At 38.7% G+C, this 14272-nt stretch carries 8 protein-coding genes; all 8 read right to left on the bottom strand.

Annotated elements, in window-relative coordinates; all coding sequences use genetic code 11:
* Positions 1–57: 57 nt before the first annotated feature.
* Positions 58–1452, bottom strand: a complete 1395-nt coding sequence (gene leuC / locus DW103_RS03220) for a 3-isopropylmalate dehydratase large subunit (RefSeq protein ID WP_122274206.1) — start codon at positions 1450–1452, stop codon at positions 58–60.
* A gap of 59 nt (positions 1453–1511) precedes the next feature.
* Entirely contained in the window at positions 1512–3008 is a 1497-nt protein-coding gene (locus tag DW103_RS03215) for a 2-isopropylmalate synthase (RefSeq protein WP_122274287.1), read from the bottom strand.
* Between the two features lie 341 nt (positions 3009–3349).
* The gene (locus tag DW103_RS03210; protein WP_122274205.1) at positions 3350–4513 is read right to left on the bottom strand and encodes a metallophosphoesterase family protein; all 1164 of its coding nucleotides are present in this window, start codon (positions 4511–4513) and stop codon (positions 3350–3352) included.
* Positions 4514–4775: 262 nt separating this feature from the next.
* A complete protein-coding gene (locus DW103_RS03205) occupies positions 4776–6197 on the bottom strand; it encodes a PD40 domain-containing protein (protein WP_122274204.1) in 1422 nt (473 codons plus the stop codon).
* Positions 6190–7986 carry a DUF6057 family protein gene (locus DW103_RS03200; RefSeq protein WP_122274203.1) on the bottom strand — a complete coding sequence of 599 codons (1797 nt, stop codon included), beginning with the start codon at positions 7984–7986 and terminating at the stop codon, positions 6190–6192. The genes DW103_RS03205 and DW103_RS03200 overlap by 8 nt, the downstream gene beginning before the upstream one ends.
* Before the next feature lie 118 nt (positions 7987–8104).
* The gene (locus tag DW103_RS03195; RefSeq protein ID WP_122274202.1) at positions 8105–9088 is read right to left on the bottom strand and encodes a DUF4973 domain-containing protein; all 984 of its coding nucleotides are present in this window, start codon (positions 9086–9088) and stop codon (positions 8105–8107) included.
* A 19-nt stretch (positions 9089–9107) separates the two neighbouring features.
* Positions 9108–11144, bottom strand: coding sequence for a RagB/SusD family nutrient uptake outer membrane protein (locus DW103_RS03190; protein WP_122274201.1), 2037 nt, complete (start codon positions 11142–11144; stop codon positions 9108–9110).
* Positions 11145–11156: 12 nt separating this feature from the next.
* A complete protein-coding gene (locus DW103_RS03185) occupies positions 11157–14258 on the bottom strand; it encodes a TonB-dependent receptor (RefSeq protein ID WP_122274286.1) in 3102 nt (1033 codons plus the stop codon).
* Positions 14259–14272 lie beyond the last annotated feature (14 nt).

Raw genomic sequence — 14272 nt, 5'->3', positions numbered from 1 at the left:
TCTGATTTTATTGTTTTTACTTTATTTCTTAATAACAATCACTAATGCACAAACAAATTACATGAATGTGCGTGGGTCTGTGATTTCACCGGTGATAGCAGCCGCAGCAGCAACCAGCGGTCCCGCAAGAATTGTACGCGCACCTGGTCCTTGACGTCCTTCAAAGTTTCGATTACTTGTAGATACTGCATATTTGCCAGCTGGTATTTTATCATCATTCATCGCCAGACAAGCCGAACATCCGGGCTGACGTAACTTAAATCCGGCATCTTCGAATATTTTATCCAAACCTTCTTGGCGAATCTGAGTATCCACCATCCAAGACCCGGGAACAAGCCACGCTGTAACATGTTCTGCCTTTTTACGTCCTTTCACAATAGATGCAAATGCACGAAAATCCTCAATGCGCCCATTTGTACAAGAGCCTAAAAACACATAATCTATTTTTTTACCCAACAAAGACTCACCCGGTTCAAAGCCCATATAAGCCATTGATTTTAAGAAAGAACTTTTCTCTACTTCATTCATGCCTTCTGTTACCGGAATGGTATCCGTAATACCCATTCCCATACCCGGGTTGGTTCCATAAGTAATCATCGGTTCAATATCGGCAGCATCAAAAACAACCTCTTTATCGAATACGGCATCCTCATCACTTTTCAAAGTTTTCCAAAAAGCAACAGCCTTATCCCATTCATCCCCTTTCGGTGAATTTTCCCGTCCTTTCAAATAGGCAAAAGTCGTTTCGTCCGGAGCTATCATACCGCCACGAGCACCCATTTCAATAGAAAGATTACACAGCGTAAAACGTCCTTCCATTGTCAGACCTTGAACTGCAGAACCGGCGTATTCCACGAAATAACCGGTAGCGCCACTGGTCGTAACTTTCGACATAATATAAAGTGCCATATCTTTTGCTGTAACACCTTTACCCAAAGCACCTTCCACCCGGATACGCATAGTTTTCGGCTTTGCCTGCAAAATACATTGGGAAGCCAAAACCATTTCTACCTCGCTGGTACCAATACCGAAAGCTACAGCTCCGACAGCTCCGTGAGTAGATGTATGGGAATCGCCACAGACAATAGTCATTCCCGGTAAAGTAAGTCCACGTTCCGGACCTACCACATGGATGATACCATTCTTTTCATGCATCATGCCGTAATGGGTCAAACCAAATTCTATGGCATTTTTAGCTAATGTATCAACTTGAGTACGGGATACCGGGTCGTCAATCGGTTTATCCTGATCGTGCGTGGGCGTATTATGGTCCGGCATACAATAGATACGTTCCGGACGAAGCGGTTTTAAACCACGGGCACGCAAGCCGGCAAAAGCCTGAGGGCTGGTTACTTCATGACAATACAGCCTGTCTATATACAGCTGTGTAGGCCCGTCTTTCACTATCGTGATTACGTGGGCATCCCAAATTTTATCGAATAATGTATTCATATTATATGCTTTTTCAGAACAACAATAACAATCATGTTATCGATGTTCCAAGTCGTTTATTATTTTACAAATTTATTGATTGCATCGATAAATGCTTCAACTGAAGCAGCAATAATGTCGGTATTGGCAGCAAAACCATAATAATTATTACCATCATATTCGACCTGCATGTGTACTTTTCCCATATCATCACTACCTTTGTTAATAGCCTGTATCAAAAACTCCTGAATAGTCATGGTACGGTGAATGATAGATTTGACAGCTTTAATCGCAGCATCCACAGGACCATTACCGGAAGCGGCAGCTTCGAATTTCTCACCGGCAATATCCAGACAAACACTGGCTACAGATTGCAGACCGACACCGGAAGTTACTTGCAGATATTCCAGTTTGATACGGTGCGTTGCTGTACGGTCTTTACCGGCAAGCATCAATACATCATCATCGTTGATATCTTTCTTACGGTCAGCCAATTTCAAAAATTCTTCGTAAACCTTATCCAGTTTTTCCTGTGATAATTCAACTCCCAGAACATGTAAACGATGTTTCAAGGCGGCACGCCCGCTACGAGCAGTCAAAACAATCGCATTATCATCGATACCCACATCTTTCGGGTCGATGATTTCATAACTTTCCCGATTTTTCAAAACGCCATCCTGATGGATACCGGAGGAGTGTGCAAAAGCATTTCGTCCCACAATTGCTTTGTTCGGCTGAATGGGCATATTCATCAGGCTGGAAACCATACCACTGACACCATATATCTTGGTTGTATTTATATTTGTGATGATATTACGTTCTTTATGGCTTTTAAAAATCATCGCAATTTCTTCCAAAGAAGTATTACCCGCACGTTCGCCGATACCATTCATTGTTACTTCCACCTGACGGGCTCCGTTCAAAACCCCCTGTACCGTATTGGCGGTTGCCATTCCAAGGTCATTATGACAATGCGTAGAGATAATCGCATTTTCTATACCGTCTACATGGTCCATCAAATATTTTATCTTTGCTCCATATTCATCTGGTAGACAATATCCGGTAGTATCCGGAATGTTCACCACCGTAGCACCGGCTTTTATAACAGCTTCAACTACACGAGCCAGATATTCGTTGTCGGTACGTCCGGCATCTTCGCAGTAAAACTCAATATCTTCCACATATTTTTTCGCATATTTTGTAGCAGCGATAGCACGTTGCAAAATTTCTTCTTGATTCGAATTAAACTTATATTTAATATGGTAATCAGATGTTCCGATACCTGTATGGATACGTCCTCGTTTCGCATATTTCAAAGCTTCGGCTGCCACATCTATATCTTTTTCTACTGCACGTGTCAAGGCGCAAATCGTAGGCCAAGTTACAGCTTTAGAAATTTCAACTACACTATTGAAATCACCGGGACTCGATACCGGGAAACCTGCTTCTATCACATCAACGCCCAATTCTTCAAGGGCTTTAGCCACCTGAATCTTTTCAATACTATTCAGCTGGCAGCCCGGCACTTGCTCACCATCACGCAATGTGGTGTCGAAAATAAATAATCTGTCTGACATAGTCTTTATCATCTTAAATTTGTTAGTTTCTATTTCTTATTTATGTAATAATGAAAAAAGCCTCTCTCACAAGGAAGTGAGAAAGGCTCTTCTATTTTAATGCTCAGCAAAAGCATACACAGTCTCACTTCCTATCCCGTTCCCAGAGTAGAATAATATTTAGAGAAATAATGAGACTATTTAGCATTTCCTGTTTCATCTTGTCTTTTCCATTTGAACGCTGCAAAGATACAGCCTTTTTTTTAACCTCCAAATATAATTAGAAGTTTTTTCTATATATTTTCTTATAAAACGTAAGCCAGAGAGAGACCATAGGCTTCAATCCGTAAGTTTTTTCCTCTTTATCTCTTTACTGAGAATTGATCTAAAACTTTCCCGTCTACATCTATCACCTCAATTTTTAATTCCGTGGGATTAGCCGTAGCTTTCAATATTGCTGTATTGGAATTAACAATAATCGGGAATGGAGTCTCTTTTGTTGCCTTCTGATGAATAAAACGATGTAAATGACCACAAAGCATAAGATCCGGTTTTGCATCGCGCAACAATGGCATAAATTTATTTTCCACTTCCAAATTACCATGCCATCCCCCCATAGGTGGAATATGAGCAACTACAATTTTAAAAGGAGCCTCTTTATATTCTTTACTATCCAGAACCTGACGCAGCCATTCCGCCTGTTCCGTCCGATATTCATCATATACGGTTATACCGGCATATTCAATATCCGAATCCGGCTTATCCTCCCCTGTATCCAAAATAACAAAACAAATCGGTCCCTGACGGAAAGTATAATAGATATTTTCTTCTTTAGGAGAAAAATAACGCTGGAATTCAGTGGCAAAAGCTCCCCGGGTTTCATGATTACCCCGTGTATAGTACATAGGGACTCTGGATGCGAACAATCTGGTAGCCGTATCCATGAAACCGTCAAAAATATGTTTTTCTTCATTAAAGACAGAAACCATATCCCCATTGAAAATAATAAAATCCGTATTTTTCAAATCACATTTGGAAACCAGCTTCTCCAAAACATCATTATTGCCATGTATATCATTTACCATAGCAAAAGAGGTATTTTTATTTGCCGGATCACTCGTTTTAAAAACCAATGGTTCCCTTGAATAAACATCTGTAGATGCATAATACCCGTAAATAACTTGATGTGCAACATGACTCAGTACTTCCTGAACAAAAACACGATAACGGTAATTTGTCCCCGGTTTAAGTCCCTTAATTTTCACTGCATGAATGGTTGATGTATTTTTCACTCCATTCTTAGCATCAAAATAGCGAGGACGTTCAGTAGCATAAAAGTCAGAATTATCATCCGGAGCCAATTCGACCCATCCTACAGACGGCTTATCGGAAAGCCATACAATCGTAACTTCTTCAGATCCTAGATTTTGTAAATAAGGACCATGCAGCAATCTTATGCCCTCCTGAGCATATGCAGGCATACTCAACAACAGAATTAAGAACAACAGCAGATTTTCTCTTTTCATACTCTTATTTATTAAATAGAACAGACGCCGCTAAGTTAAGAAATTAGATCGAAGCATTATAATCTTTTCTCGTTTACTTTGCTCAAGTGTTGAATAACAACACCAAAACATACTTTTAATAACGACTGTTTCCGGAATTTTAGAGTTCCAAAAATTACAATTTAGGTATTTCCCAACAGTTTCTTCTATACCCTTGTCCTTTATTGACAAACAAGATGGTGGTCCGTGAATAGTATAATGAATTTTGTGACTCTCTTATTTATTAAGGCTTTGTACTTTTCTTCAATAATTTCTCTATCTCAACATTATAATTTTTTATTTTCCCTGTCACAAATTCCGGAATATTATACGATTTGTCTTGAATAATAGAATAAGTACTGTTTTTTTGTGGCAAGAGGAAAGGTTTAGCCATAATACCTTCAGAATTCACATGGGCCAAATAGAGGCGCGTATATAACCCATCATCCCGACGACTACTAAAAATAATCCATTTCCCATTGGAAGACCAAGTATGATAGCTTTCAGTTTCCGGAGAATTCAATATAGATACATCTATGGCTCTTTTCTCTTCCAAATCATACATTTTTAAATCAGCCTCTTTATGCCAGATGGAAAAATTACCATATTCATGTTGGGTATATAATAAATAACGTCCATTAGGTGATATTCGGGGGAAAGAGGTACTATAATTATTAGATGAAGCCCGGATAATTGTATCGACCTGCTTGCTGTACATTTTGTTATCCAAATCAAGCGATATGGAACAGATATCATATTTAACTTCTGTAATGGAGTCAGGAAGAGTAACAGAACGGGCAGTACAGAAATATAACTTTTTCCCATCAGGCGAAAAGGTTGGGAATGTTTCAAAAGACTTCTCTGACATTAGTGTGGGAATGGTTATCAATTCATTAGTCCTGACATCAACTATGACAATATCAGACCATAGATCCCATACTTCGATACGATTTGTATTCTTTGAATGTACACTTTGTACAGTCTTATTTACAGAGAAAGCTATATAATTGCCAGATGGATGCCAAGAAGGATAAACGAGACTTTGTACTTTTTCATTGTAATGAGTATTCAATTTCTTTAAAATGCCATCTTTAACCAGAATACTTCCTCCCGGTCGTTGATGAAAAATAAACTCTTCAGGATTTCCGTGGTTTGTAGTATGGCAGTTAATACAATAATGAGTCATACTTTTATTTTCACAAATAGGCGTTTCTTCATAGGATGATAAACAACGTTGATAAATACCCATAGAATTCCAAACTTCATATCCCGGAGCTATTAAACGATAAGTAATATATGGATCTATTTCATCTTCAGAGATAAAGATAGGGAATGAACGAAGTTGTGTCCAGTCCCCATTCTTTTTAGCAAAAACATCTACCCAAATTGTATCTCCGGACATCACCAACTTCTTCCATTTACGCAAAGAGATAGAAATATCCTTCTCTTTTATCGATATGGAATAATTTTCTGTATGTAAAATTGTTTTAATATCAGATTCTGTTGTATTGATTATAAATGATAAAGGAGCAATATTACGAGGTATTGTAACTTTCTCATAATCCGGATAGATAAATGTACGAGAATATTGTTCCAATACACTCACAGGAGTTTGATTGCAAGCACATAAGAAACCTACCACCAGTAGTATCCAATATTTATTCATGTTCTATTTTTGTAAAATGAAAATAATACCAATAACTATCTTTATATTGTGAATGTAACCATTTTTGTTTTTCTGCAGAATTCCTTCCACTACTGTAAACCATGGAGTACATTTCAAAATCATTTTTGATATTTTCCGGTACCGAATACCGAGTTAATACATCCGGGACACTTGGTGCACAAGCCATAAGCGCCTGATAATATAAATCCGGTATATTTTGAAAACTTGTATCTTTATTATAGAAATCAAACCAATTCAGGAAACCAGGTAAATCTTTGTCCAGTAAAAGAGAGCATAAAACAAAATCTCTCAATTTCTTATCTTTTTTGTCTAATCCGGCCAATATGTATAGTTCATTTGAATAGGTGAAATGATTTTCCTTTTCCTTGAATCTTTCTTTTCCTTTATATTCGGGATCATTTCTCATGGTCAACGTATCAGATAAATAAAGATATTGTTTGTCTGCCCATTTTTTATATGAAAATGTTTGTTGTAAATAATAAATGTATTTGGCAGCTACATTCTTTTGACCTTGTAAAAGATTTGTTTTGACTAACATTTTTAATGTTTCAGGGAAACCCATTGTAACAGAATTGACATTTCCTTCGAATGCGTATTTTTGTGCAAAAGCAATATCGCCATAATGATAACAAACTTTTTGCAAGACAAAAGCAGTCGGAACAATCCTGTCCCAAGGGGCGTATAGACCATATTTCCCTTTTTGTGTATAGCAAAGAAGAGAATCGGCCAATATTCCTTTTTCTGCAAGTGCCAGATTCTGGTAATTCAAACAGTTATAATTATTATTCAAGGGATGTTCCTTACAATAACCCAATATATCATCCCATTTTTCATGTGTAGCGTAGTAATGTAGTTGTTTAAAAGGGAGCGACCAATTGTCATCATATTTGGGTAAGAGATAGATAACGATACCTCCAAGAAGTAATATTTGTATTATTGTTTTTATGAGACTCTTCCGAATAAGTTTAAAGGTCTGTTCTAATAGAGGATTGAATAAAATAGCCACTGGCAATAATATCCAGGCTGCATATTTAGTCCAGCCGGGAATAATTCGCAATGAACATACTCCGTCAATATTAATGTATATCCGGAATGCACCTTCTCCGGCAAAGATATAAACTAAAAAGCCACATATAGTAATTATAAATAGAGGGAATAAACTTTTCCCTTTATTTAATCCATGTCGTTTTAATTCGATTGCGCATACCACAACAAAGAATAGTGTCTGAAAAGGCGCAGCTATCCAAAATAAAAAAAGGCCTGATAATAGAACAATCAGCAATCTTATTTTAAATAATTTAGTCTGTATTCTATAATAAATTAAAAGTGCAATCAAGCAAAACAAATAACCGATAATTCCTTTTAGATAAAAATTAATATCTAAAAAGTTAACAAATAAAAAGAAGACAATCATACATTCAAAGATAAAACAAGACTTATTTTTATCTTCGATTAGTTTACGAATACAAACTCCGGTTATTGTTAATAAAATAACAATGAGTATATTACCTACATAATTGATTTTAAAAAACTGAATAAGATATTCACCAATATACTCTACAAGTCCTCCAGGAGTAGAGAGTAACTGCATCGCATACTCTTTTGTAAAAATGAATAATTGTAATTGTTCCAAGAAGAATATATGATATTGGTATCGAAATTGTAACATCGCTACTGTGAACAACATTCCGACTATTATTATTATCCAATTTTGTTTTCCTTGCTGTATGTCGTTATTTTTATCCATTAAAAGATATACACTTGTCATTCAAAAATCTAAACTATACAAACACTAAAAGTTAAGTAGACAAAGGGATTGCGTCAAAATAACGCAATCCCTTACAGTTTAATCTACATTGGCTACAAATTGATTGTATATCATAATACTACCATTCAATAGCTTGATCCTCATCCGGAATTTGAGTATTAATCTTACGCTCCATAGTCATGCTACCGCTAGCTTTATAAGCAATACGGGTACCAGGTACAGATGTATAATCCTCAAATGAATATGCCAACTTTAACGTTACATAACGGTGCAATAAATAAGGCAATGTATCGTCCACTCTTTCTGTAACTTCATACGTAGGAGTTCCGTCTACTTCCAGTTTAATATTCGGGTCCTCTGCTTTAAGAGTTAATGTCCCGTCCTCATTGAAAGTAGCCATTATCTTGTAACAGTGCCGTTCCAATAAGTCTTCGTCTTGCAAACCTGCATAGAAGAAAATTGTCTTGTCATCTACGACATAACTGCTACGAGTATTTATGGTCATCGGGTCACTGGATGTTCCTTCTACATAAACATTCACGTTTCCGGAAGTATATACTCCCGAATAGTCATTGAAGGGAATGACACGAAGAATCGCCTTACTGTAGTTTTTACGGGGATTCGCCACATAATTGTATGAAGGGTCATTTTTAATAGTTAGGGGTAATACCCATTTGTCTACTAAATCAATTTCTCCCAAAGTAAAGTTTAAATCCAATAATACTACATCTTCTCCTGCGGGAATCAATGTCGTTTCTGCAAATTCATACTGGTCATCCTCCAATACCCGATAATACAGGTCTTCGCGCAGATTGTAATGTTCTTTGTTGATATTGGCCAATGTGTCCAGATCCAATCCGACATGGACATTCAGGTCATTATCGTGACTTGTTGAACCACTGACGATAATTGGTAACTTATAGGTTACTTTTCCTCCCGGATTATACCGGATGTAAATGCTGGTAGAACCAACAGCCAAATCTATAGGTGCTTTAAAAGACACATAATGTTCGAATTGTTCGTCTTCCCATTCCTCATTGCAGGAACTAAACATGAACAATACGGCAATTGCAATCAAATATTTATAAAATATGTTCTTCATAATTCAATATAATTTTAGATTAATCATAAGTATCCCACCCTGGGTTTTGTACCAAACGCTGGTTACGTTTTAATTCTTCTTTCGGAATTGGCCAGAAATAGGTCTTTTCCGTAAAATTAGTAGGTAGGAATGTTACAGCTACCGGTGTATGGAACAACTCTGCCTGATCTTGTGTCATAAGCGTATTACAACCATATATAGGGGTTGATTCTTCTACCGGAGCATCCAGCCAGCGACGTAAGTCATAATAGCGATGTCCTTCACACATGAATTCAATCTGCCTTTCGCGTTTCAGAAGTTTTCTGAGTTCTTCTTTATTGCCATAGGCTTCGTCCGGATAATCAGGAAGGCCGGCACGGATACGTATCGGATGAATTCCTTTTTCCAGTTCATGAATGTCGCGACTGACAGCATGAGTTTTTGTCCCGTCCCAAGAAGGTATTTGATAGCTGCCGTTTAATTCGTTTAAAGCTTCGGCATAACTCAAAAGGATGTCGGCATAACGCATATCAGTCGGTACTTTGGGAGAAATGGATCCACCTTCATCTTGCGAATCCGAAGGTTTTACATACTTTTTAATTCCGATACCGGTGATTTGCCAGTTGACGGTATTGTTGCGTCCGTCCTGTAATCCGCGGTAATACCAGATTGCTTGATTCCTACGTTCTTGTTTGGTTGAACTTAAGAAATTCCACATAGACCCATTGAAAGCGACTGAAGCATAAAAACGAGGTTCGCGATTGGCATATTGCAAGGAAGTCCCGGCTACTAACGGTTTATATTTCCCAGCATCCACATCTTCCTGGGTAACGAAACCTTTTAAACGTTCACTACCATTTCCGCGCCCCATTTCTTTGTCTTTACCCGGACAATCCTTGCCGTCTAACATGTAGTAGGCATCCACTTGTTTTTGAGTAGTTCCATGACAGTTCCATCCTTTTGTATAACGAGGCAATTGATGGAGAACCATATCACTAATACCTGAAAATTGATTTTGTCCACGAGTAAAAATAAGTTCCGGATTGGCATAAGCATTCAATTCGCCATTGAATACGGAACGATATGATTCAAACGGGTCGATATCGGCATATCCGTTCGGCCAGTTCTGTTTTGAGAACTCTCCGTCATCAAAAGGTTGGATGGTGGCTGGATAGTCCGGACCTCCGGATACACGGCTGTTCGCTACGTATAAATCATATTGGTTTAACTCCATTACATCCCGGGCTGCAGCTGCCGCTTTTGCCCATCTGGCTTCATCATACTCTGCCGGTAACAAGCGCTTTCCTTCATGGTCAACCAGTTGACTGGCATACGCACTGTTATTACCATTCATTAACGGACTGGCTCCATACAAATAGGCTTTTGTCCGTACGGCAAGTGCGGCTCCGCGGGTTGGACGGGCAATTGTCCGCAGGTCGCGTTTGAGAGGCAGATCTTTGGCTGCCAGTGCCATTTCTGTGGCTATAAATTCTACACATTCCTCGTAAGGACGGCGTGGAACAGCCATTTCGTCATAACTAACCGTTTGGTCCAATTCTTCATCTCCCAACAAAGGTACAGGACCGAATTTGCGTAATAAGGACCAATAGAGATAAGCACGGCAGAAACGAGCTTGTGCCTTGTAGTCCAAAATCTCTTCCGGAGTCATCTCTTTATTTTGGTCGATACGATTCATAAAAATGGTACATTTATTGATACCTTTATATGAATCCATCCAGGAAATATAAAGATAATCGTTAAATTCAGGTTCTTGATATTGCCCGTTTTTCAATTTACTATACTGCGAACCGGCACTAGTTCCCCAATCAGTATAATACATGTCATCACTGGCGAACATTGTTTTTACATGTTCCTTACTGGCCACTTCCTGATTGTATTTTGTCAGATGGAAAAAACAGTCGGCCAACCATTGTTCCGAATAATCCTTGTCTTCGAAAACTTTCTCATAAGTGATGCGATCTTGAAAAAATCGATCCGCATCCAAGTAATTATTACAGGAACTAAACCCTAAGCATACGCCTAAAGCTGCAATTATTGATAAATAGATTTTATTCATATCTTTTCATGATTATAAATTAACAGTGAAACCTACAGATATTGATTTTGCCAAAGGATATTCTGTTCCTTGTAGGGTAGATTGTTCCGGATCCCAAAGTTTGAAACTGGACCAAGTTATCAGGTTGGTTCCAATCAGGAAGAACCGGAGCGTATTCAGATGTACTTTAGCCGTAAGTATTTTAGGAAGTGTGTAGCCAAGTTCAAGGGTTTTCAAACGCAGGTAGGAACCGTTGCGGAGCCACATTGTTGACTGTTGATAGTTATTATCATTCCAACCGTAACTTAAACGCGGATATTTTGCATTAGGATTTTCAGTTGCTTCTGTACCCGAAATATCCCTGGAACTCCAATAATTTCCAACTACATCTGTCATAATATTACCCCATTGCTCTCCGCTGAATGGCATAACAGTCGGCCCACCTATGAAGAAAGAACATTTGCCGGCACCCTGGAAATGAACGTTTATGTCTAACCCTTTCCAACTGGCGGAAGCCCCCATACCATATATAAAGTTAGGCTTTTGAGTTGCACCAATGGCTACACGGTCGCCACTGTTAATGACACCATCACCATTTACATCCTTGTATTTTACGTCTCCCGGCTGTACCGTTCCGAATTCCTGTTTGGGGCTATTACGGATATCGTCATAATCTTTGAATAGACCAATAGCAATTAATCCTTTGGCTTGGTCTACTCGATACCCTCTTTCCATTTGATATTCGTATACGTTGTTTTCTTCATCCTTTTCCAACACCTCATTTTTACTTAAAGTCATGTTTCCACGCAAAGTTAAATCGACTGCTCCGATTTTCGGTTTGAAGGCGAAATTTCCATCCCAACCTGTTGTTTTGACACTTCCTACGTTTCCAAAAGGATTCGCATCAAAACTGGCGGTATAAGGCAAATATCTACGTTCCATAAAAATACCGTCACGTTGTTCATGAAAATAATCTACTGTTAGAGAAAATAAATCCCTGAATAACGACATATCCAAACCGGCATCATGTTTTTTCGCAATTTCCCAAGTTATATTGGGCGATCCCGGTTGAGTATAACGTATACTGCTATATTTATTATCGAAGTTGTAATCACCCCAATTATAATCAGTTCCTCCGGCTCCGATGGTGTAAAGGTAGGGGAAACGTCTATTCATTTGATCATTTCCTACTTTACCCCAGGAATATCGGAATTTGAACATATCCATCCACTTCAGATGATTTTTGATAAACGGTTCTTCTGCTATATTCCAAGCTGCAGAATAAGCCGGGAAGAAACCGAATTGATTTCCGGGTGCGAAATTCTCAGAACCGGTATATCCAAAATTGAAGTTGACAAAATAACGGTTGTTCCAATTATAAGCTACACGTCCGGCTAGACCCAGATGGCGACGGGCAATTGAGTTTTTAACATCTCCGCCGATATTTTGCGTCTGAACTTTCGAATCTTGTGTATATTTCAATGTTCCGCTCAAATTATGTGCATTAAACTGCCGATTGTAATGCATCTCAGCCTCAAAATATTCTTTTCGCTCTCCGTCACTTTCGGAATATTGGGTCATTTCCATTTTTTGGACAACCCGTTTATAAACGATATTTCCATCCATATCACGGAAACGTTCGGCTTTCCACATTTCAGGACGTTTTACGCGACGGATTGTATTTTCATTGTATGTGTCGAAACCAAAACGTCCGATAAAACTTAATCCTTTGGTCAGGAAATCAAGATTTTGTTCCAAGGTTACGTTCGTTTCCACATTATTCCACCAACGTTCGCGATAGCCGGTTTGTGTAGCCAGTACCCAAGGATTCATTTGATAACTGATACCTTCCGAATCTTCCGTATAGCCGTATGCCGGAATATAACCGTTCGAGTAAATAACGGGGCTAGATACAGGATTGTATCCCATGATGGATCGCCAGATATCATTTCCGACGGCTCCCGGTTCATTCTGTTTTTTCAGATACCCGGAAACACCGACTTTTAACAAAGTGGATTTTGTAATGTCGATATCCGCATTCATACGATAATTCCAACGTTTATGATTGGCATTTGTTTGATAGTCACTTTTTAACGTCTGATCCGTCTTATACATACCTTGTTCCTCCAAATAGCTGGCAGAAACAAAATAGCGTGCATTTCTTCCCCCTCCATTCATGTTCAAGGCTGCACGATAGGTCATTGCACCGTCTTTCAACAATAAATCCTGCCAATCCACATTGGGAAGTAAGTCCGGGTCCAATCCCATCCGAAGAACTTCCAGTTCGCTGTCTAAGAATATCGGTTCTTTGTTGCGAGTAATACGAGCTTCATTCATCATAGAGGCATATTGGTAACCATCTACAAAGTCCGGTGTAAAAGTTCGGGTATTGTAGTTGACTTCTACTTTCGCATCAATATTAATTTTACTGTCTTTACCTCTTTTAGTGGTAATCAAAACAACACCATTCGCTCCTCGTGAACCGTAAATGGCAGTTTCTGAAGCATCTTTCAATACTGTAAAAGATTCGATATCCTCAATGTTCAATTCGTTCATATCGCGTTCGAAGCCGTCAACCAAAACTAATGCGCTGCTACCGGCTCCAAAAGTGGAGATACCACGTATCCAGAATTCGGATACGTTTTGTCCCGGCTGTCCGGAAGTCTGCATGGCCATTACACCAGCCACATTACCGGCAAGAGCATTTACCAGATTACCACTTGGGGTCGATTTTAATTGGGCGACATCAATAGTAGTAACCGCACCTGTCACTGTCAGTTTTTTTCTGGCTCCCGTTGCGGTAATGACAACCTCATCAATCGCCTGTGTCTGAGACACTTTCATATTTACATCAACCACTGTCTGCTCCTTTACCAAAACCTCTTGTGTTTCGTATCCGATATAAGAAAAGACTAATCGATTGTATGGTTCCATTTTGATTTTATATTTGCCATCCACATCTGTGATGGTTCCAAGTCCCGGAACATCTTTCACCACAATGTTTACACCAATCAATGGCTCATTATTCTCGTCAAGAACAGTCCCTGTTACTTCTATTTGTTTTTTATCTCCTTGTGCAAATGCGCACCAGCCGATACCAAGCAACATTAAAGTTATAATAAATATTTGTTTCATGTTTCTGTGTCTTT

Source organism: Parabacteroides sp. AM08-6 (assembly GCF_003473295.1).
GTDB lineage: Bacteria > Bacteroidota > Bacteroidia > Bacteroidales > Tannerellaceae > Parabacteroides.
This window is presented reverse-complemented; position numbering and strand designations above follow the sequence as displayed.

Excerpts from the sequence above, each read along its gene's own strand:
- DW103_RS03200 (WP_122274203.1), bottom strand. The coding sequence starts at position 7,986 with ATGACAAGTGTATATCTTTTAATGGATAAAAATAACGACATACAGCAA.
- leuC (WP_122274206.1), bottom strand. The coding sequence starts at position 1,452 with ATGAATACATTATTCGATAAAATTTGGGATGCCCACGTAATCACGATA.
- DW103_RS03215 (WP_122274287.1), bottom strand. The coding sequence starts at position 3,008 with ATGTCAGACAGATTATTTATTTTCGACACCACATTGCGTGATGGTGAG.
- DW103_RS03185 (WP_122274286.1), bottom strand. The coding sequence starts at position 14,258 with ATGAAACAAATATTTATTATAACTTTAATGTTGCTTGGTATCGGCTGG.
- DW103_RS03195 (WP_122274202.1), bottom strand. The coding sequence starts at position 9,088 with ATGAAGAACATATTTTATAAATATTTGATTGCAATTGCCGTATTGTTC.
- DW103_RS03210 (WP_122274205.1), bottom strand. The coding sequence starts at position 4,513 with ATGAAAAGAGAAAATCTGCTGTTGTTCTTAATTCTGTTGTTGAGTATG.
- DW103_RS03190 (WP_122274201.1), bottom strand. The coding sequence starts at position 11,144 with ATGAATAAAATCTATTTATCAATAATTGCAGCTTTAGGCGTATGCTTA.
- DW103_RS03205 (WP_122274204.1), bottom strand. The coding sequence starts at position 6,197 with ATGAATAAATATTGGATACTACTGGTGGTAGGTTTCTTATGTGCTTGC.